Source organism: Ralstonia mojiangensis, assembly GCF_023955645.1.
Taxonomy (GTDB): domain Bacteria; phylum Pseudomonadota; class Gammaproteobacteria; order Burkholderiales; family Burkholderiaceae; genus Ralstonia; species Ralstonia mojiangensis.
In genome coordinates this window covers 1,149,545-1,167,639 of sequence record NZ_JAMXHU010000001.1, presented here as the reverse complement: position 1 = coordinate 1,167,639, position 18,095 = coordinate 1,149,545, and the positions used below count along the sequence as shown (strand labels likewise).

At 60.9% G+C, this 18,095-nt stretch carries 23 protein-coding genes; 5 read left to right on the top strand and 18 right to left on the bottom strand.

Translation table 11 applies throughout. The annotated features are described in order from the left end of the window. Positions 1–164 precede the first annotated feature (164 nt). Positions 165–1,100: an SOS response-associated peptidase family protein gene (locus NG898_RS05700; protein WP_252691440.1), complete on the top strand. Its 936-nt coding sequence runs from the start codon at positions 165–167 to the stop codon at positions 1,098–1,100. 153 nt (positions 1,101–1,253) lie between these two features. Here the strand turns inward: NG898_RS05700 and NG898_RS05695 are convergent, their stop codons facing one another. The 6 genes from NG898_RS05695 to NG898_RS05670 form a co-directional block, all read right to left on the bottom strand. Then, positions 1,254–1,571 (bottom strand): hypothetical protein, encoded by a 318-nt coding sequence (locus NG898_RS05695; RefSeq protein ID WP_252691439.1) that lies wholly within the window; start codon positions 1,569–1,571, stop codon positions 1,254–1,256. Between the two features lie 166 nt (positions 1,572–1,737). Further along, the gene (locus NG898_RS05690) at positions 1,738–2,211 is read right to left on the bottom strand and encodes a hypothetical protein (protein ID WP_252691438.1); all 474 of its coding nucleotides are present in this window, start codon (positions 2,209–2,211) and stop codon (positions 1,738–1,740) included. A 53-nt stretch (positions 2,212–2,264) separates the two neighbouring features. Then, complete coding sequence (locus NG898_RS05685) at positions 2,265–2,564, bottom strand: hypothetical protein (protein ID WP_252691437.1); 300 nt, start codon at positions 2,562–2,564, stop codon at positions 2,265–2,267. After that, on the bottom strand, positions 2,558–2,881 hold the full coding sequence (locus NG898_RS05680) for a hypothetical protein (protein ID WP_252691436.1): 324 nt from the start codon (positions 2,879–2,881) through the stop codon (positions 2,558–2,560). Before NG898_RS05680 ends, NG898_RS05685 begins: the two co-directional genes overlap by 7 nt. Positions 2,882–3,007: 126 nt before the next feature. Then, positions 3,008–3,322: a hypothetical protein gene (locus NG898_RS05675; protein ID WP_252691435.1), complete on the bottom strand. Its 315-nt coding sequence runs from the start codon at positions 3,320–3,322 to the stop codon at positions 3,008–3,010. A gap of 2 nt (positions 3,323–3,324) precedes the next feature. After that, positions 3,325–5,877, bottom strand: coding sequence for an RHS repeat domain-containing protein (locus NG898_RS05670; RefSeq protein ID WP_252691434.1), 2,553 nt, complete (start codon positions 5,875–5,877; stop codon positions 3,325–3,327). A gap of 138 nt (positions 5,878–6,015) precedes the next feature. Here NG898_RS05670 and NG898_RS05665 point away from each other — a divergent pair, with 138 nt between their 5' ends. Further along, a complete protein-coding gene (locus NG898_RS05665; protein ID WP_252691433.1) occupies positions 6,016–6,297 on the top strand; it encodes a type II toxin-antitoxin system HicB family antitoxin in 282 nt (93 codons plus the stop codon). 11 nt (positions 6,298–6,308) lie between these two features. Then, positions 6,309–6,509 (top strand): hypothetical protein, encoded by a 201-nt coding sequence (locus NG898_RS05660; protein WP_252691432.1) that lies wholly within the window; start codon positions 6,309–6,311, stop codon positions 6,507–6,509. A 51-nt stretch (positions 6,510–6,560) separates the two neighbouring features. Here NG898_RS05660 and NG898_RS05655 read toward each other — a convergent pair whose 3' ends face one another. Together NG898_RS05655 and NG898_RS05650 are read right to left on the bottom strand one after the other, a co-directional pair. After that, a complete protein-coding gene (locus NG898_RS05655) occupies positions 6,561–7,172 on the bottom strand; it encodes a hypothetical protein (RefSeq protein ID WP_252691431.1) in 612 nt (203 codons plus the stop codon). Between the two features lie 349 nt (positions 7,173–7,521). Then, positions 7,522–7,758, bottom strand: a complete 237-nt coding sequence (locus NG898_RS05650; protein ID WP_252691430.1) for a hypothetical protein — start codon at positions 7,756–7,758, stop codon at positions 7,522–7,524. 138 nt (positions 7,759–7,896) lie between these two features. Between NG898_RS05650 and NG898_RS05645 the strand changes: the two genes are divergently transcribed. Beyond that, complete coding sequence (locus NG898_RS05645) at positions 7,897–8,547, top strand: BRO-N domain-containing protein (protein ID WP_252691429.1); 651 nt, start codon at positions 7,897–7,899, stop codon at positions 8,545–8,547. A 104-nt stretch (positions 8,548–8,651) separates the two neighbouring features. On the opposite strand, the gene NG898_RS05640 is transcribed toward NG898_RS05645, so the two are convergent. From NG898_RS05640 to NG898_RS05620, 5 genes are read right to left on the bottom strand one after another with little or no spacing between them, the layout of a single operon-like run. Then, on the bottom strand, positions 8,652–9,119 hold the full coding sequence (locus tag NG898_RS05640) for a hypothetical protein (RefSeq protein WP_252691428.1): 468 nt from the start codon (positions 9,117–9,119) through the stop codon (positions 8,652–8,654). 17 nt (positions 9,120–9,136) lie between these two features. Then, positions 9,137–9,919 carry an FAD:protein FMN transferase gene (locus NG898_RS05635; RefSeq protein ID WP_252691427.1) on the bottom strand — a complete coding sequence of 261 codons (783 nt, stop codon included), beginning with the start codon at positions 9,917–9,919 and terminating at the stop codon, positions 9,137–9,139. A gap of 8 nt (positions 9,920–9,927) precedes the next feature. Next, positions 9,928–10,488, bottom strand: coding sequence for an FMN-binding protein (locus NG898_RS05630; RefSeq protein WP_252691426.1), 561 nt, complete (start codon positions 10,486–10,488; stop codon positions 9,928–9,930). 35 nt (positions 10,489–10,523) lie between these two features. Next, positions 10,524–11,900: a porin gene (locus NG898_RS05625; protein WP_206275731.1), complete on the bottom strand. Its 1,377-nt coding sequence runs from the start codon at positions 11,898–11,900 to the stop codon at positions 10,524–10,526. Between the two features lie 37 nt (positions 11,901–11,937). Further along, positions 11,938–13,350 (bottom strand): cytochrome-c peroxidase, encoded by a 1,413-nt coding sequence (locus NG898_RS05620; protein ID WP_252691425.1) that lies wholly within the window; start codon positions 13,348–13,350, stop codon positions 11,938–11,940. A gap of 492 nt (positions 13,351–13,842) precedes the next feature. Here NG898_RS05620 and NG898_RS05615 point away from each other — a divergent pair, with 492 nt between their 5' ends. Further along, a complete protein-coding gene (locus NG898_RS05615) occupies positions 13,843–14,490 on the top strand; it encodes a BRO-N domain-containing protein (protein ID WP_252691424.1) in 648 nt (215 codons plus the stop codon). 155 nt (positions 14,491–14,645) lie between these two features. Here the strand turns inward: NG898_RS05615 and NG898_RS05610 are convergent, their stop codons facing one another. The 5 genes from NG898_RS05610 to NG898_RS05590 form a co-directional block, all read right to left on the bottom strand. After that, positions 14,646–15,044 (bottom strand): hypothetical protein, encoded by a 399-nt coding sequence (locus NG898_RS05610; protein ID WP_252691423.1) that lies wholly within the window; start codon positions 15,042–15,044, stop codon positions 14,646–14,648. A 139-nt stretch (positions 15,045–15,183) separates the two neighbouring features. Then, on the bottom strand, positions 15,184–15,705 hold the full coding sequence (locus NG898_RS05605) for a lysis system i-spanin subunit Rz (protein WP_252691422.1): 522 nt from the start codon (positions 15,703–15,705) through the stop codon (positions 15,184–15,186). Positions 15,706–15,969: 264 nt separating this feature from the next. Next, the gene (locus NG898_RS05600) at positions 15,970–16,314 is read right to left on the bottom strand and encodes a hypothetical protein (RefSeq protein ID WP_252691421.1); all 345 of its coding nucleotides are present in this window, start codon (positions 16,312–16,314) and stop codon (positions 15,970–15,972) included. Then, entirely contained in the window at positions 16,315–16,953 is a 639-nt protein-coding gene (locus tag NG898_RS05595) for a glycoside hydrolase family 19 protein (RefSeq protein WP_252691420.1), read from the bottom strand. A gap of 71 nt (positions 16,954–17,024) precedes the next feature. Then, entirely contained in the window at positions 17,025–18,092 is a 1,068-nt protein-coding gene (locus NG898_RS05590; protein ID WP_252691419.1) for a phage late control D family protein, read from the bottom strand. Positions 18,093–18,095 lie beyond the last annotated feature (3 nt).

Below are 18,095 nucleotides of genomic sequence, written 5' to 3'. Positions count from 1 at the left end.
TGCCACCATCAAGCCCGCCATGTGCGGGCTTTTTTACGCCCAGTAGCGCCCGCATCACGACTGTTACTAACAAACATCAGTTGACTCTTAGCGCCCGCCCGGGAACCGAAGGCGAAGCGCCCCACAGCGTATGATGAAACCTCCCACTCGGGAGCCCTGCGCCCATGTGCTACTCCGCCCAAATCGAAGCCGACTATCGACGGTTCGTACACGAGTACGGCGCCATCATGTCGCTCGACGACTTCACGCGCATGGTGATGGAGTACTTCGCCAACCCGAAGATGCGCGTGCCCAGAGCGATGACCGCGCACTTCCTCGAATCGCCCGAGACCGACGAAGAAAAGAAGATCGCCGAGGTCATCCGCGCGCGCATGGCCGCAGACGAGATCGCGCTGCTGCAGGAGCTGGCCAAGCAGACCGAACGGCTGGAGAAAGCCCAGCAATCCCTTGCCGCCAAGGCCACGAAGAAGGCCGCTGAAGACGCCCGCATCGCCACCAACAAGATCGCGGCGGCCAAGGGCAAACTCGAAGACCTCAAGAGCACCGACCTCAAGCCGCGGGACTCGCGCATCTTCCCCGGCTGGTACGCGCCTGTGATGGTCATGGAGAACGGCCGGCGCGTCGTCAAACCGATGCGCTATCACTGCCGCCCTGCCGGCAAGCCTGCGTTCTACGACGAGAAGTATCCCGGCACCTACTGCGCACGCCGTGACAACCTGCGCGGCTTCTGGAAAGGCCAATACGGCCACACGCACGGCATCGTCCTGGTCGACGCGTTCTATGAAAATGTAAAGCGGCCAGACGGCAGCAACGTCGTGCTCGAATTCCGCCCGGACCCACCGCAGACGCTGCTCGTCGCCTGCGTGTGGTCACACTGGCGCGCGACCAAGCCCGGCGAAAAGGATCTGCTGTCGTTCGCCATCATCACCGAGGATCCGCCGCCGGAGATTGCGGAGACGGGGCACGACCGCGTGCTGATTCCGATCAAGCCAGAGAACATTGATGCATGGCTGAACCCGGAAGCGCGCGACCTCGATGCGTCAGACGCGATTCTTGAGGACAAGCTGCGGCCGTATTACGCGCATCGCGCCGCAACGTGAATACACCATCGACCGCCCTTGCAACCAGTCGACGAGGGGGTCTGAACAGCGACTCATGCACGAAAGGCGCCGTGAGCGAGGCAGGCATTTACTCTGCCATCGACGGTGTAAAGCTGGTCGCGCCAGTTATCTGGACACGTATTTCGCGTTAAGTCAGTTTCCGTGGCAGTAAGACGGATTGCAGTAGTTGCCTGGATTGTCAACGCAAAAGCGGGCCTGGATGTTCCCTTCGCAAGATTTGTCCTTATAGGCTTGGAACGTTGTCCCGGGAATATGCAGTTGGTCCAGCACGCGAGAAAAGTCAGCGGCAGGAAGAGATCTCTCGATTTCACCGTAGCTCATATGTGCCACGTAGCCGTCCTCCACGCTGATCGATGCCAGGAATCGATCCAAAATGTCTGCGGAGACTTTGGCGGCGAGTGATTGCTTCAGCGCGACCAGCAGCCCGTCTTTGGTAACCGGCCCGTTCATCTGATACCGCTCCTTTTATGATCGAGATTCGAGTCTAGGAGATTCGATCCGCTTCGACACCCCCATCTCAGGGGCTTCGTTGCAGCTTTATTTCGAAGTGCTTGGCACAAATGCCTAGACCTTGGCGCCTTGGCGCCTTGGCGGGCTTGTATGCTGGGCTGAATTCTCAATTTTCGGCCGACTGAGCAACTTCCCAGAGGTGTTCTTGCACTTTCATTCGGAGCAACTCTAGCAAAGCAGTTCGCTGCCGATTTGCAGCATCCCTATTTACCGGCAAGGCACCGTGCAAATCGTGGATCGGGCCCCTCCAGCCGAGATTTCCCTCGCCATCCAAGGAGAACGAGAGGAAAGGCAAACCGATTGGGTGACCATCCTGGCCGATTTCCCTTAAGACTAGAACACCATACAGCGACATGTGGCCAGATAACTTGCTGAAAGCGTGTTTGAACGTGCCACCGATCAATACGTGATGCACGTCAAGCTCGATGTCAAAGTCGCCTGAGCGCTTCACTTCCACACAGGCAATCTCGTCGAAAGGCGCGAATTTCCCTTTGTTTGCGAGAAGGTTGACCAAGACCCTCCCGAATGCGTTGATCTTGGCGCCTTCGTTGCCTACGTATTCCGCTTCATGTCTTTGCATCGCCCCTCCTGTATAGAACCGCTCGACGACTTAACAAAACCACGACACCCTGCTTACAAGCCCGCATCAGGCGCCGTCGAGTCGCCACCAAAATAGCTATCAAAGATCTTCCCGTTCAGAGTGAAATTCACCATCCAGGAATACTCCCCATCCCTCTTCGGGACGATACCGTCCACCATAGCCGCGATTCTCTTTCTGTCGAGGGGCGACACATCACTCACCCCATCTGTCACTACAGAAAGAAGAACAAATTGGAAGTCGTCCTGTATTTCGTAGGAGATGACATCTTTTCCAAAGGGAGAGCTCCTTGCAATTTTCGAAACGCAACTCTCTGCGATCTCGTCATCTACCATCTGCCCCTCACGGCGAACGCCTTCACGTAATCATCAACGGTTGCGATGGCGGAGAGGTCGACCTTCTTTCCATGCCGGCAAGCACGCTGCGCAGCCAGCTCGCCAAGCGTGTCCAGCTCGTCACTGGTGATGAAACAGACGCCGATGTGGGTGCCGAACTTGTCAGTCGGACGTAACTTGTCGGCGGGCACTCGCAACGTCTCTGCGATCTCGTTCCATGTCGAACGAACGGCAGCCTCGTCAAAATTGCCGCTCGCGTAGAACTGCCTGTAGATATCAATGTCGCTGAGCGACTCCCTCTCCAACAGCGCCTGCAAGCTAGCTTCGCGGTGTTTTCGACGGAGCAACGCTGCTCCCCCGCCGACAGCGATTGCGAAAGCCGCGGTCAAGCATAGGCCCATGAAAGAGTCTGTCAAAAGGGACTGCCGCCTGTCGAGCAGCGGCTAGCGACCGTAATCTACACAGAACAAGCCGAGGTCGACCTCCAGCCGCTTTGCCAATTCTTGCGCTTCGCCCAGCGATGCAACTACAACGTCCTCCAAGCCGTAAAGCAGAGCTCCGGAATCGCCCACTTGAACCACGGAGATGACTTTCAGTTTTCCAGAGAAGCCGCCTAGCGGGCCAACATGTTTTCCATCAGCACACAGATCTACGACGTCTCCAATGCTAGGCAGCGATGCGACGTCAATGCTGCCGGTCACGTTGCCAAAGGCAGTGGTTGGGGAGTCGAAGATGCTGAAGTCGATATCAATCTGCATGGCTAGAGAGGAGCTCCAGGAGTCAACAAAGTCATAGCTGCGGCCGTCTCTGCGGACATATCACAGCCCATTTTTCTCCCCAAGGAGATCATGGCCCATATGTTCGAAATTCGGCCGTCCAGATCGTCGGCATGGCCCTTCCAAGTCGTATTGGTTCCGGTCACGGCTGGATTTGGCGTGTCGTAGGCATACTTGTACAGCATGGTGTCGCACAGCATGTTGTTCATCTTCACTTTTGCCTGTGCGATGGCTTTCTGAGCCGAAGCTTTCAGAGCAACGCATGGATCTTGGCTGTTCGCGCACGTTCTATCGTAGTGTCGTTCCTCAAGCGAGCTCATTCCCGGTGGTCGAGTCTTCGACATCACCGCACCAGCATTCGGATCAATGCTGTCTTCGGGATACTGCGGCCCTTTGATGGGAAGCGATACGTTTGGAATGGGTGGCAATACCGAGCCCCCAGCGCCGGGGACCGGTATCACTTGCGCATGCGCGGATGCAATCAGTCCAGCGAGTTGCCTCTTCACCCAAGCGAGCATTGCGTTCCAGCCATGTCTGACCATGTCACCAATGGACTGTGTTGCAGAGCGCTTGGTAGCAGTCGTAGCAAATGGGCTGGCAGTCTGGGCGCTCGTGTCGCTTTGGGCAGTCGGAATGTTGTCCAGAATCTGCGTCAGTCGATGTGCAGCATCGTAGACATACCGCATAACCAGGTTTTGCGGGCCAACCATGGCAGTCCGCTGGCCGATGGCGTCGTACTCGTATCGAATGTGCTGCTCACCGTAGTCGTAGGCAGTCACCCACCCGCGAGCGTTGTAGGCTAGCTTGACGGCGATCCCATTTACATCCACGGCTTCGAGCACGCGGCCTGCTGCGTCGTAGAGCGTGATGCGCCCGGTTTTCCCGTCCGGATTGGTGAGTGTCAGTAGATTGCCTTGACCGTCGTAGGTGAGCGTCCAAGTGCCCGTCACAGCGCCATCCGTGCGCTCCGTTGCTGTCAAAACGTGGCCGCTATCGTCGTACGTCCAGTCTGTGCGCTGGACAGGCCCCGAAGCCGCAGCCCCGAACCCCTGGCTACCATTCGCATCGCCCGTCGGCGTCACGGTATGCGACAGCAGATTCCCGTTCGCATCGTACGAAAACGCCTCAATCTTGTTCGGCGCGGCAACGCGTGTCACGAGCCATTGCTGTGGGTCCCACTCCGTCGTGGTGGTCTTCGCGTTGGCAGTCCCGGCGCCCTCGATGCGCTGCGTTTCTCGGCCGAGGGTGTCGTAGGTGTATGACGTAGTGGAACCGTCGTAGCCCGTTTTGCTGGTCGCGTTGTTGTTGCTGTCGTAGCTGGTGCTCAGCGCGGTATTGCCGCACGTCGGACACGGCGCACTCACCCCAGTCGGCAACAACACACCGTTCTGCTTCAGGAAGCTGTACACGCTGCTGCCGCCATCCGGCGTCAGGACCGTCGTCTGCCCGTTCGCCTGATACTGGAACTGATACCGATCCGCGCCGGCGGTCAATTCACTGGTGATCGCCCGCCCCTGATCGTCATAGGCATAGGTGGCATACCGCACGCCAGCTTCGTCGATCACGCCCGTGAGGGCCGTGGGGAATCGGGTGTCTTCATACACGTACTGCCGCGTGGTGTTGTCTGGCCACGTGACGGTGGTCAGCATGCCGTTCGCGTTGTAGGCGTACTGGGTGATGGCGCCGTCGGGCGCGGTGATGCTGGAGACGCGGCCTTGGGCGTTATACCCAAAGGTCAGGTTTCGGCCGCTGGGGGCTGTGACCTTGGTCAGTTGCCCGGTGGTCGTGTACTGCAGCGCCGTGGTGCGGCCATTGCGTTCGCGTACGGAAAGCAGGTTGCCTTGGGCGTCGTACGTCTCTTCGATACCCTCTGTGGGAGCCTTGTAGACCCAATTTGATCCGACGTGCTCGATCGTGTCGCGAATGCCCGACGTCGTCCAAACGGTGCCCGACTTCGAAAACACGCGAACCGTGCCGCCGTCTCGCAAAGTCGTGATCGGACTGGACGAATAGCTATTGACAACCGCAACGTCTACGGCCCGCTGCCAATTGAACATCCACCCGCCTGCTGCGCCGTTAGTGCGGAAGCGAAGATCAGAACGGTACGTGCGAGAGATGGGTAGCTCTTCGCTGCCCGCGTCGTCGCGCTCGGTAAGGGTCTTCGCACCCGTGCCTGGATAAACGGGATGAGAAACGGGGCATGCCTTCACTTCTGGAGTCGATGGAGCGCACGACTTATCAGCCTGACGCGTGTAACCATCGGCGCAGCCGCTGCTGTCAAGGTCAACAAAAAAGTTGCTGTCGTAACCGCCGATGTCAAACCAACAGGCGTATTCTCCGGGCACCGTTGGCGTGATGTATTTGATGGGAACGGACCCAGCAATGGTCCGGCAGGCCACTTCCGCTGAGGGGTAGTAGGGACCCGTGGTCGACAAGTAATACTGCCATCTGTAGCCGGCGATTGAGCCGATCTCAGCGTGCGCGTTAACGGCACCAATCATGAAGATGGCCGTTATCAACAAGCGCAAAATTCCCATCTATTCCCCCGCCCCCGAAGGTCGTCACTTTGTTTGTGCGCCAAACTCTATGCGAACGAGAGCGTCGCTCGATTTCAAATTATTTCTATCAGATCTAAGTCCTCTTGCGGCATGCCTGCCAACCTCGGAAGAAAAGCCATGCAATTCCCCATCGCGATTCACAAAGACGAGGGGAGCGTCTATGGCGTCACGGTGCCGGATATTCCCGGCGTGCACTCGTGGGGCGATACCGTTGATGAAGCCATCCGCAACACGCGGGAGGCCATCGCGGGTCATCTGCAGACACTGGCAGAGCTCGGCGAAGACGTAGACGCAACCTGCTCGACAATTGAAGACCTGACCAAGCAAGATGAGTACGCGGGTGCCATCTGGGCGTTCGTTGAAATCGACGACGAGGAGCTTGGTCGCACGGCGCCATAACCAGGACCACTATGACCACTTATGAAATCTGGGCCTCCCCACCGTCTTTCCGACGAGATCCGATCTTGGTCGAGAAAGGGGCCAAAGAGAAGCAACCGCATGCCTTCGAAGAGGATTCGGTGTTGGTGAAAACGTTCGAGGCTGCGAGTTGGGAGGAGGCCAATCAGGTCTTCTATGACTACTTGGGCTTTGGCAAGTATCACCCGATGTGAAGCGGGTAGGACGGGCGGCCGGTTGGTCGCCCCCTTTTTTCTCCCGCGCCGCTAGCAAATGGAACTAGGTGGGGTGCTTTTGACCAGCACAGAAAACGCAGTCACCTCACCCAGGTCCGGAAATTCCTCCCCGAAATCACCCCACATGGTGACTGAGGCGCGATGGAGCGCGACGAGATACTTGTGATACTTGCCGTAGAACTCCGATAGATTTAGGCCCGCACGCTCATGCTTGACGTGTCCCATCGCAATGTTGCGAGCTTTTCGGAGCGCTTTTGCGAGGTCCCTCATCTCCTGAAACGACACGCTAATTCCTGAGCCCAGCACAGACGAACCGAGCGGTGCGGAGTTGATGGATGACGTGCCAATCCTGAAAGCGCGTTGCGCGCAAGCTGCGATCACCTCCTCAGCGGCCTCTCCCTGAATTGAAGAGGTATCGCCCCGCGTGCGCTGATCGCAAGCCAATATGAATTCGTAGAGGTGGAAGATGAAACGTGCGTAGGAATTGTATGCCCGATAGGCAAGCTCGCGCCCTTGCTCGCCATCCTGCAACAGCCGAGCTGCGGTCACGAAGTCATGAAACGCTTCGGTGCACCGCAAATACTCATGCCGTAGCATTCGGCAAAGGTTCGCGTCCGTTTCATCGCCAGGGATGAATTTCATTTCTTTATCTGACTGGGGAAGGTGGGAAGGAGACAGCCCTGTTCGGCACTGCCGTCGTGAGTTGTCCCGCAGGCATCCGCCTGCAGGGCTCCGTCAATGCAGCGGTCTGACCCGCCGTCTCCCGTCTTATGTCGAACAGCACTCCATCGGACCGGGCATGGTCGAATGGAAGCGGGTCTGAGCGCGCCTGTAGAGGTAGCGCACAGAATGTGCCGCTTTTGACGTTACTCCCAGAACATCACCCCATAGGGTCAGACCCTCACTGGATGCCCCCAGCGCGAACGGTTGGGGTATTCAAAAATTGGGTCAACATTGGCCCTCCTTAAGAAGTCCCCATTATTGGGCCCAATTAGCTTGGCATAGGGCCGAAGCTCCGCGCAATACTCAAAATAGGGGTGAACCGGTCCATCTGGTCGGTAAGCGGCTGGTTTCTTTGCATTAACCCGTTTGTTTGCACGCAACCCCAACCAGCCGTATACTCGGCCGGTTGCCGGAAACACCGGCACACGGGATTGGCGTCCCGGTATACTTCGGCGCATTCGAGCCGCGCCTGCACATTGGTCGCGGCTTTTTGTTTGCGCAGCATGGTTCTCCTTCGGGCGGGCTGTGCGGGAGGGCTTCGGCCCTGCCGGTTCCGAAGTACCGGTACGCCAACCTGCACAGTTCCGCCCACCCGATTGGCGTCGGGTTGGCGGTTCGCACACCGCTACTTCGGAGTCATGCCATGACTGGTACGTCTGTTGGCGCGTCCGCGCTCGCCCCTACCCCCAACACCTTCAATTTCGAATCCCATGCGGTCCGCGTTGTCATGCGTGACGACGAGCCGTGGTTCGTTGCAGCCGACGTGTGCCGCGCCTTGCAGCTCACGAATCCGACCAAGGCGCTTCTTTCTCTCGATGCTGATGAGAAAGCCCTAACTTCAATTCAGGGCTTGTCCCGGGGGAACGATCAGGCCAACGTCATCAGCGAATCCGGCATGTACACCCTAGTCCTGCGTTGCCGCGACGCAATGAAGCCCGGCACCGTCCCACACCGCTTCCGCAAGTGGGTCACGTCCATCGTCCTGCCGGCCATCCGCAAGACCGGCCAGTTCACGGCACAACCGTGCATCGACGACGCGCCCGCCGCCGCCCGCACACCCGCCGACCTCGCCAGCCTCTACCCGGCCGACTTCGAGCGCGCGCTGCAACTGCTCAACAAACACATCTACCAGGCAGACCGCTACACCGGCATGCTCATCGTCCTGCAGCACGACGAAGCCAAAGAACCCGTCGTTATCTCCGCCGGCAGCTATCGGCACAAGCGCGCCCGCGCGCTGACTGACTTTGCGCGCGCGTCGGTGCAGATTCCCGATTTGATTGAGGCGGGGGTGTAGACGCCAAACTGCCGCAAGCATCTCGGAAGTCTTTGGCCTTGCGATGTGGCGGTCCGAGTGAGACTTCGAGCAAAGAGAGTGTGCGCAAGACAGCCAGACAAGCTTTACACGATCACTTTGCGCTTGCGGCGTCCGACAGCAATGTGTACCCATAGGGCGACACAGGACAAAAGGCCCGCCGACCAGTGAAGATACTCTGCACTCTCGCGCAACAACTGGCCATTAACGTAGTACAACGCATAGCCCGTGGCGACCAAAATCAATGAGAGAGAGCCGAGCAACGCTCCTGCTGCGCGATTACGTTTTCGCATCCATGCGTTGCGGATATGCGGCCCCCACAGCATTCCAAACAGGTAAAGCGCTGCCATGGCGGCCGCACCGTGCAGCTTCATGCTCCAAGCGAGCACCAGCGTTCCGACTTCGCTACCGTCATCTGAAAAATGCATGGCGAGCCAAGCGAGGCCCGTAGCGAGCAGGACAGCGAATGCGCCATAGACCAGCCAGCGCCGTCGGGCACTAAGGCGAAATGCGCTTTCGCGCAGATGAAAGGACAAACGCGGTGGAACGGACATGGAGTACTGTGGGGCGCCTAAGCTGGCGAGTATACGACCACTGCCCCACCGTACCGTGTCAACAGCGGATCGGCTTCATTACCAGTAGCAAGCACGACTTTGGTCAGCGCGTCGGCCAACATGCAAGTGGGCGCCTGCACGGTTGCTCCGGCAAGAGGTGGCAGCATCCTGCCGCTGGCATCGCGGATACGGGATGCACTTTCGACGGCTGCGCCAAAACCGCCAGCCGTCGAACTGGCCAGTGCAGCGTTATCAAGCAGCACAGACACTGCAACACGGGCGGCGTTTCGCGGGTCACGCACCTGTACCGACATCGGACGGGTGCCATGGTGGCGTAGGTCGCCGCCGGCATTCACCAGCGCGCTCTCCACGGCGAAACCGCGTAACACGTCGATTGCACAGTCCACTGCAAATCCCTTGGCGATGCCTCCCAGATCCATGTGTGCACAGGTTTCTTTGACGACGATATCGCCGTCGAAGGAAACGGGAAAGCGCGTATCTGCGAGGAAGTCGACGGGACCGATACGGCAATCGAACGCCCGCTCCGACAAGTCATGCAGTTCCGCCGCAAGGCGCAGAACGGCAAGGGTCCGAGAATCTGCAATGAGCCTCTCACCCGCCGCCGCGCGATTGATCGCCTGCAGTTCACTGTCCTCCGCATGAAGAGTCAGCAATGCATGCACGGCGGCAATCTCGTCGAGCGCTGCGGCCACGGCGACACCGGCATCAGAGCCTTCGGCCCGCACCTCAACAAGCGTACCGAGCAGCGGCCGCGCACGCCGGCAAACAGACGCGTCCACCAAGCGCCTCAGCTCTTGATGAGCGCCAGTTGTGCCATCACCGCGATGCGGCGAATACCGTCGGTAAGGTGAGTGCACGACAGCGTTGCGCCGCTGATGTTGTTGATATCGTCGCCGATGCGCAGCGCCGACTTCGCCGACTTACCTAAGAACTGTGCACGCCACGGCTTATTGCGGACTTCGTAGCCGTGGCTTTCTCGATAGGTGAGGATTTCCACGCCGCTGATTTCGCCGGCCGGGTTCAGGGCCACGGCGTAATTGATAAGCTCGAATTTACCGATGACGGCGTCGGTCACGAAGTAGCCGAGCGCCTTATCGCCTTGCTTGGCTTGCCATGCGCGCCACGCACCCGGCTTGGCCGGGCCGCCCGCACGTTCGGACAGCTGCCTGAGCTGGTCGGCTGAGAGCGTGAGCGGCACCGGCTCGAAGCCTGTGGCGTCAGGAAACATTGCTTTCTGGGCCTCGGCAGCGGACAGGTAGTCCGCCGCAAACGCCTTGGTGACGATCATGCCCGGCGCCCCCACGGCGGCGGCACAGACAAGAACAATGGGCACTGGCTGGTAACGCATGGCTTGCACCTCCTTGGATTTGCCGCTCCCGCAGCCTAGAACGACACGCCCAGGCCCAGATCCACACGCGAGAAATCGCGGTTCTGCTTGAAGCGCTGGTAGTCCACCTTGAAGACCACGTTCGGGTTCAGATAGAAGTTCGCGCCGATGGTGTACACGGTGTCGGACAGCGAGGGCCAACCCGCAGGGAAAGTGAAGCCCGGTGCAAGACCCGCGTACTTTTCACCCATGTTGTAGCGCTCGTAGCGGACAAACGGTGCAAAACGATAGTCGCCCTTTTGCCACACGTTGTACGCCGCCTGCATGAACCAGCCATAGAACGCCGAGGGCATCGGATTGGCTGCGCCCGGGTTGGCCTGATTGACGGCTTCGGTGTTGCTGAGCGTGCCGCGTGCGTACAGCGCTGACAGGTCCCACTTGCCGGGCGTCCAGCGAGCGTGCGCCTCATACAGCGTGGCACGCTGCTCCGGCAGCGGTGCGTCGGTGCTTGACCGGCTGCTTTTGCCCGTAAAGATGGAGCCGCCGAGCGTCAGGCCAGAAATGCCCGTGTAGTTGAGCGCGACGTATTGCGACAGGTTCTTCGCACTGGCCAGCCCCAGCTCCTGGTGTGTCTGCTGCAGCGGACCTGCACCGTTGTTCTGCATCTCCAGCGCGGAGTTGAACAGCGGGTTTTCCGGGTTGAAATTCCACTTGGCGAGGTTCAGGCCGGTCGTCAGGCCAACGTTCCAGTTCAGGCCGAAATCGGTATCGCCGTACAGCGAGAGACCGCCCTCACGCCACGTGCTTGGGATGATCAGCGTCTCGACAAAGTTGCGATGGACGCCATAGTAGTTGGTCGGCTCGTGGTTGCGGTTGATAAAGCCGCTCGGGATCAGGAACAGGCCTGCATTCAAGCCGATCTTGTCGGTCAGCTTGTGATCGATGTAGAACTGCTCGACTTCGAATTCACCCGAGTCAGACGACGAGGCGATAGCGTGCTCAATCTCGAACTCGGAATTGAAGCGCGTCTTGTCGTTGAACTTGTAACCAATGCCGAACACCGCGCGCGCGAGGTCCATCTTGGTGTCTTCGGAGCGGCGCGTCGGGCGGCTGTAGTTGACTTCGCCGTAGCCCCACAGCGTGAGGTTGTCGAGCGGCGACGGCCGGCTCGAGGCGAGCTGCGCCGTCTGCACGGTCTGCTGTACGTCCTGCAGGGCAGCAGTTTGCTGTGCCTGTGCTTTCGCCTGCGTCTGCTGCTGGGTGGCGAGCGTCGCGTTCTGCGCCTTCACCTCTTTCAGCTCCGCCTTGAGCGCTTCAATCTGCGCGGCCATGGCGTCGAGTTTCTGTTCGAGTTGCGCAGTGGTGGCGGCATCGGCTGCGCCGGCCCCCATCAGCGCAATGACGGCGGCTGCCGACAAGGCGGTTCGTTTCATGCTGTGACGCTCCCTGGTCTTGGAATTTTGAATTGGCTTATTTGCTTGCTGCCGTCTTGCTCAGCGTGGCTCCGCTGGCAGAGGCGGTCTGGATACGGGCGGCACCCACGCTCGCCGCCGTGGAATTGCATTGCGCCGGCAGGCGATAGGCCGACGGGTTGGCCGGATCGAATCCATCGGTGAGCGTGCACAGGAAATGCACGAGATCGCTCATTTCCTGGTTCGTCAGCGACGGCGCGGTGCCTGGGTTATAGGGCACTTCGGCCACGTTCACGTTGGCATCGAAGCCAACCGGCAGATCGTTGTACGGCACATCGGGCGTGCCATCAGCCTTGACGTACCAGCGGCCCGGGTCGGTATCGCGCGTGATGTACCACGCCACCACCTGATCAAGCGTCTGGAACACGCCGTTGTGGAAATACGGTGGCGTCAGCGCGATGTTGCGCAGCGTCGGCACTTTGAACTTGCCGCACGTCGACCCACCCACGCGGAAGTCGGTACGCAGCGGCCCGCACATGCCCAGGTCGTAGTAGCTGTAGTTCGGATCGCCCAGCGCCAGGCCGTTCTTCGGCACGTACGGCAGCGGAGTGCCTTCCTGGTTGGCGGCGATGCTCCAATTGCGCGGAATACCGACGTTGTCGTACGTGAAATCGGTAAACAACGCCGGCGTGCTGCCTTTGCCCGTCGAGATATGGCAAGCGTTGCAGTTGCCCTTGGTCGGGTTGTTAAACAGCAGCAGGCCGCGCGTCTCGGCATCCGTCAGCGTCGTTTTGCCGGCGAGGTAGGCGTCGAACTTACTGTCGAAGGTGTGGAAGCTCGGGTCTTCACTCTGGAATGCAGCCAGCGCGCGACCGATGCTCTGCATGGCGGTCGCACTGTCCTGAATGCCCGCCTTGGTGAATACCGCCGTGAACTGATCGAGGTACGGACGCGTCAGCAGCGTCTTCAACACCTCGTCGGCCGAGGCATTGGCCATCTCGAATGCATTGGTGAACGGCTGCTGCGCTTGATCCGCCAAGGATGCCGAACGGCCATCGCGGAAGAAACCGCCGGAAGCCTTGCCGGTGCTGTCGACCTTGAAGTTCGGTGTGAACGACGCGTAATTGAGCGACGGTGAGTTTCGCAGGCCGGGCAAATCGGAATTTGGCCCGCCGATCGAAACGGCCAGATTGTTCGGATCAGTGAAACCGCGCGCGGGGTCATGGCACGACGCGCAAGACTGCTTGCCCGAGGCCGAGAGCGCCTGATCGAAAAAGATCTGCTTGCCCACCTGCGCCATAGGCGACAGGCCACCTGTTGCAGCAGGGGTAGATGTACCAGTACCAGCACTATCTCCGCCACCGCCACACCCCGACACCAGAACAGCGCACCCCGCAGCCGACAGCACCAAGCGAGACACCCGCCACAGCGCGGATCCTGCGCTGCCTCCTCCACATTTTTCTGCTTTCATTTCCCTGACGCGGCAAGCTCTTTGGCTACCGGAGTGGCTCAATTAATGGTAATAGGAACAATTCGCGTTCGCATTCTAAGCGAATGTCCAAGGGAAATCACCTGCATTTTTGGAGCGGCCCGACAAATGCGGCCCACGTACCTTCCTTTCGTCGGCGTCGCCCCTCACACTCACAATCCGGCCTCACGAGCATCGAGCTGATCGGTGAGCCGATGGTTTGCACGTAACTCCCAACCAGCCGTATACTCGGCCGGTCGCCGGAAACACCGGCACACGGGATTGGCGTCCCGTAATCTCAAGGCGCACGATTGCCGCGCCGCTTTTCACGCGCGGCTTTTTGTTTGCGCACGTCTGGCTGCTCCTATGGCGGCGCCGGGCGCGGGCTCCGTAAGGAGCGCCGGTTCCTTGAGTCCGGTACGCCAACCCGCTCGGTCGCCGCCCCCCGATTGGCGTCGGGAGGCGGTTTACACACCGCACTCAAGGAGTCATGCCATGACTGGTACGTCTGTTGGCGCGTCCGCGCTCGCCCCTACCCCGAACACCTTCAATTTCGAATCCCATACCGTGCGCGTCGTTATGCGCGATGACGAGCCGTGGTTCGTCGCAGCCGACGTGTGTGCCGCGCTTGAAATCGCCAACAGCCGGGATGCACTCCTGAAGTTGGATGCCGACGAAAAGGGTGTCGGTTTAACCGACACTCATGGTGGCCGGCAACAAGTCGGCATCGTTTCGGAGTCCGGCATGTACACCCTAGTCCTGCGCTGCCGAGACGCCGTGAAGCCCGGCACCGTCCCGCACCGCTTCCGCAAGTGGGTGACGTCCATCGTCTTGCCCGCCGTCCGCAAGACCGGCCAGTTCACGGCACAACCGTGCATCGACGACGCGCCCGCCACCGCCCGCACACCCGCAGACCTCGCCAGCCTCTACCCCGCCGACGTCGAGCGCGCGCTGCAACTGCTCAACAAACACATCTACCAGGCAGACCGCTACACCGGCATGCTCGTCGTCCTGCAGCACGACGAAGCTAAAGAACCCGTCGTCATCTCCGCCGGCAGCTATCGGCACAAGCGCGCCCGCGCGCTGACTGACTTTGCGCGCGCGTCGGTGCAGATTTCGGATTTGATTGAGGCGGGGGTGTAGGCGGGTGGGATGGGGCTCGCATCGCTGGGTGGGTTGGCGGCGGTGCGGGCCATTTGCAATAACCGGTATTGGCCGAGAACAGTCGCTAGCAATCAGAGGGAAGTTGAAGCTGCCAAACATTGCGGCGAGGCGTACCGCCCCGCTGCTTGGGCACATCACTCTCCCGAACTCTCAAACCGCTCATATGCGGCAAGGGCCTCCTCACAGCGCGCAGTAATGGCTGCCTCATCGAGCTTTTCAGCAGTCGCTCTCCTTGCGTGCTCGATGAACTCACTGCAGACGTCCACCCTGTAACACTCCACGTAGTAGGCCAGGTCTTCGCGCCATACCCAAGTGCCATCGGACAACAAGCTTGGCCCACCATTTACGAACTTCGTGGGGTCGAATGCGTCACGGGTTGCTTCCATGACGTCAAACACCGGCACGCCTTTGCGCAGATACGCAACGAGTTGCGTTGCATCCTGCGGCAGCAGCTTGTTCTTCACCTCGTAAATGGATGGCAAGAAGCTCGCCTTCTGGCCCGTCAGCTCGCGGAAAACACCTACTACTCGCATACCCAAACTCCCCAATACGGCTGAATGTCAATCCACGAGCCTCCGTTCCGGACTGCGAAGAGCGTTTTATAAGCCCGGATTGGGAACGTCTGCCTCTGGCCGATAGCGGACGTTCACGCTCGCCCGAGCGGTTGACCCCTCAGGGCTGAACACAAACACCCGCCCCCTCAAGCGCACGCTCGCGCGCCTGCAAGTATCTCAGTTTCTCCGCATCCCGCTCCGCCCCGGCGAAGAGATCGACAAGATCCGCCGCATCCGCTCCAGATAACTCACATCGGCCGGGGGCTCCATCGCCCACGCCGGCGCCGGGCTGATCTTCACCTGCGCCGGCACCGGCGTCGGGCTGGCAACGGGCGCGCACTGACATCCGTACATCACCAGCAGCAAGGGCGCGCTGCAGGCGCGTGTTTTCAGCGGTGGCACGTTGCATCTCCGAGAAATGGGTACGGTCGAGCGCGTCGAGCTGGTCGGTAAGCTGCCGGTGCTTTGCTAGCGCAGCCTGCAGCGCCGTCACGACGGTATCGACGGCGACCTGGCGCTCGATGGCGTGGTCGCGTTGCAGCTGCGCGATGGCGGTTTGGTAGCGGTTGGCCTGCCAGCCCCACGCGGCTGCCGCAGCCACCGCTGCCACTGCCAGGAGCCGGACGATTGCGAAGTTCATTGGCGTTGCCTTTTCTGATGATGTACGTGACCCACAGGCCCGCCACCGCCAGCACGCAATGCAGTTGCACGGTGGCGATATCCCGATGGGCGTGGAGCGAGGCGGCGGCGCTGCCGAGCGCGCACAGGGCGACGGCGCACAGCAGCAGCGCGCCGCGCAGCCCATGCGGTATGGCCTGCGTGAGCGCAGACCACGCCGCGCCCGCGCAGATGGCCACGAGCGCCACGATGTCGATGGCGGTCAGCACGTCGTTTTGGGTGAGCGTCATTCCTTGCGGCCTCCTGTCCAGCGTTGGGCTGCCTGCTGCAGCCAGTCGTGCGCCAGGCGCCGCAGCGCCGGAAGCTCGCCGTATGCGTAGCCGACGATGGTCAGCCCGAACACGCCGGCGATGAACTTGACGGCATCCGACACGAGCCCCGCCGGCACTTGCCACAAGCCAATCACGCCGTTGCCGAGGTAATGCGCGCACACCACGCCCAGCAGCAACGAGGCGACGCGCTGCACCGGCGTGCCCGGGATGAACCGCAGTGACACCAGCGCACCAGCCGCGCTCGGCAGAATCGTGTCCAACACGCGCAGCAGCGCGCTCCAACCTGTTGGCTGTGCCATCTATGCTCCCAATGCTTGTTTGGCGACCGCCCAGCGCGTGCGGCGCGGCTCTGCACCTTCCATGGCCGGGCCGTTGATGCGGCGCGTGATCTCGTCGAACTTGCCGGCGTCGGCCAGCTTGCCCAGCCCGAAGGCCCACCAGTACCAGCCGGCGGAGAGCGCGGCATAGTCGTCCCGCTCCAGCAGCTCGGGCCGCGCAACGAGGTCGAGATCCAGCGCATGGCCGCACTCGCGGTAGTTGGCCAGGAAGGTGATTTGCTTGAGGCCGCGGCCCCGGTAGCGCCAGCCGTCTCCGCTGGCGGCATCGCCATTGCCGTAGCGGTTGGCATAGGCAATGTTGGCGATGCGCTGCTGCCGCTCGAGCGGCACCACGCGCTCGCCCGGTTGTCGGCCAAGCGTGGCGGCCAGCGCGGGCGTAACGCGCGAGAACATCGCGGGCAGCGCTGCCACGGCATAGTTGAAGGATTCCGTTACGCGGGTGAAGCCGCCAGACTCATGCCCGATCTGCGCGATAAAGGCCGCCTGCTGCGCGGGCGTGGCGATACCGAACCGCTTGCACGTGGCCTCGATGTGCGGCCACCAGCGATCGGCGAGCGCCGGCGGCAAGGCGGCTGCCTTGCTGAAGGATTGTTTGTTCATGGCTTGGAAATGAAAAAGCCCGCCGGGTGGCGGGCTGATTGGATGCGATCGCGATTGCGAACGCGTGTGTCTTATTGCTTGGGCGGCGCCGGAATGACCAGGTTGGTGACCTTGGCCGCCTTCTTGGCCTTGCCCTGCCCCGCCTTGGCCTTGCCGCTGTTGCCGCCGTTCAGGCTCACGTTCACCAGCCAGCTTTTGTTGGCGTAGATGTGCGTGACGGTTTCGGCCAGGTAGTCGCCGTCGGCCTGCGCTTTGAAGCCTTCCAGGCGGAGCGTTTTCTCGGCGCTGATGTCGCCGCGGCCCATCATCTCCAGCTCGCCTTCGGCGGTGCTGCGGTTCATGTCTTGCAGCTTGGCCTTGGCGGCGGCTTTTGCTGCCTGGGGGCTGGCGTGCATGTGCCGGTCGGTGTGCGTAGCCTGCGCCGGTGGGCCGTTGGGCGCTTCCGGGTTGGGGATGTACAGATCGATCTTGCGGCCGGTTTTGGCATCGTGTGCGCGGGTTCTGACGCCGCCCACGCTGCTGCGGTCGGGGAACGTCAGGCGGTACCGCATGAGGTCGGTCGGCCGCAGCACGATGGGGGCCAGCGGCTTGCCGTCCGCGGACTTGCCACCGCCACGCGGGGCGACAATGAGCCTGCCGCCCTTGACCGTTGCTGTGCCGCCGTACTGTCGAGCAAGCCGGGTGATGAAGTGCAGATCGCTCTCGCCAAACTGGTCGGCGCGGTCGATGTGCGCCTCGATCGTGCAAGCGGGCTTCCAACCGTGCCGGGCGGCCACGCTCGCGACGATGGCGGCCAGCGTGGTGCCGGTGTAGCTGGCGTTGCGCTGCGCTTTGGCGGTGGCGCGCATATCCGCCGGCTTGCCGCGTATGACGATGGTGGCCGGTGGGCCGCTTAGTTCGATCTCATCCACCGCATAGGTGCCGCGCGTGGATAGGCCCTTGCCGGCCCAGCCGAACGAGATGCGCAGCTTGGCGCCCTTGGGCGGGAAGGCGATTTTGCCGTCGCGGTCGTCCAGCCGGATCTCGCAGCGGTCGGCTTCCATGCCGGGCTTGTCGGTCAGGCGGATCTCCAACACGCGATCGCGCAGCAGCGCGGTGATGTCTTGGCCGTCTGCCAGGACTTCGAATTGGGCTTCCATGCG

Bases quoted from the DNA above. Each gene is read 5' to 3' on its own strand.
- NG898_RS05670 (WP_252691434.1), bottom strand. From the start codon at position 5,877: ATGGGAATTTTGCGCTTGTTGATAACGGCCATCTTCATGATTGGTGCC.
- NG898_RS05685 (WP_252691437.1), bottom strand. From the start codon at position 2,564: ATGGTAGATGACGAGATCGCAGAGAGTTGCGTTTCGAAAATTGCAAGG.
- NG898_RS05700 (WP_252691440.1), top strand. From the start codon at position 165: ATGTGCTACTCCGCCCAAATCGAAGCCGACTATCGACGGTTCGTACAC.
- NG898_RS05645 (WP_252691429.1), top strand. From the start codon at position 7,897: ATGACTGGTACGTCTGTTGGCGCGTCCGCGCTCGCCCCTACCCCCAAC.
- NG898_RS05590 (WP_252691419.1), bottom strand. From the start codon at position 18,092: ATGGAAGCCCAATTCGAAGTCCTGGCAGACGGCCAAGACATCACCGCG.
- NG898_RS05610 (WP_252691423.1), bottom strand. From the start codon at position 15,044: ATGCGAGTAGTAGGTGTTTTCCGCGAGCTGACGGGCCAGAAGGCGAGC.
- NG898_RS05640 (WP_252691428.1), bottom strand. From the start codon at position 9,119: ATGTCCGTTCCACCGCGTTTGTCCTTTCATCTGCGCGAAAGCGCATTT.
- NG898_RS05605 (WP_252691422.1), bottom strand. From the start codon at position 15,705: ATGAACTTCGCAATCGTCCGGCTCCTGGCAGTGGCAGCGGTGGCTGCG.
- NG898_RS05675 (WP_252691435.1), bottom strand. From the start codon at position 3,322: ATGCAGATTGATATCGACTTCAGCATCTTCGACTCCCCAACCACTGCC.
- NG898_RS05695 (WP_252691439.1), bottom strand. From the start codon at position 1,571: ATGAACGGGCCGGTTACCAAAGACGGGCTGCTGGTCGCGCTGAAGCAA.
- NG898_RS05625 (WP_206275731.1), bottom strand. From the start codon at position 11,900: ATGAAACGAACCGCCTTGTCGGCAGCCGCCGTCATTGCGCTGATGGGG.
- NG898_RS05655 (WP_252691431.1), bottom strand. From the start codon at position 7,172: ATGAAATTCATCCCTGGCGATGAAACGGACGCGAACCTTTGCCGAATG.
- NG898_RS05660 (WP_252691432.1), top strand. From the start codon at position 6,309: ATGACCACTTATGAAATCTGGGCCTCCCCACCGTCTTTCCGACGAGAT.
- NG898_RS05650 (WP_252691430.1), bottom strand. From the start codon at position 7,758: ATGCTGCGCAAACAAAAAGCCGCGACCAATGTGCAGGCGCGGCTCGAA.
- NG898_RS05600 (WP_252691421.1), bottom strand. From the start codon at position 16,314: ATGGCACAGCCAACAGGTTGGAGCGCGCTGCTGCGCGTGTTGGACACG.
- NG898_RS05630 (WP_252691426.1), bottom strand. From the start codon at position 10,488: ATGCGTTACCAGCCAGTGCCCATTGTTCTTGTCTGTGCCGCCGCCGTG.
- NG898_RS05595 (WP_252691420.1), bottom strand. From the start codon at position 16,953: ATGAACAAACAATCCTTCAGCAAGGCAGCCGCCTTGCCGCCGGCGCTC.
- NG898_RS05615 (WP_252691424.1), top strand. From the start codon at position 13,843: ATGACTGGTACGTCTGTTGGCGCGTCCGCGCTCGCCCCTACCCCGAAC.
- NG898_RS05665 (WP_252691433.1), top strand. From the start codon at position 6,016: ATGCAATTCCCCATCGCGATTCACAAAGACGAGGGGAGCGTCTATGGC.
- NG898_RS05620 (WP_252691425.1), bottom strand. From the start codon at position 13,350: ATGAAAGCAGAAAAATGTGGAGGAGGCAGCGCAGGATCCGCGCTGTGG.
- NG898_RS05690 (WP_252691438.1), bottom strand. From the start codon at position 2,211: ATGCAAAGACATGAAGCGGAATACGTAGGCAACGAAGGCGCCAAGATC.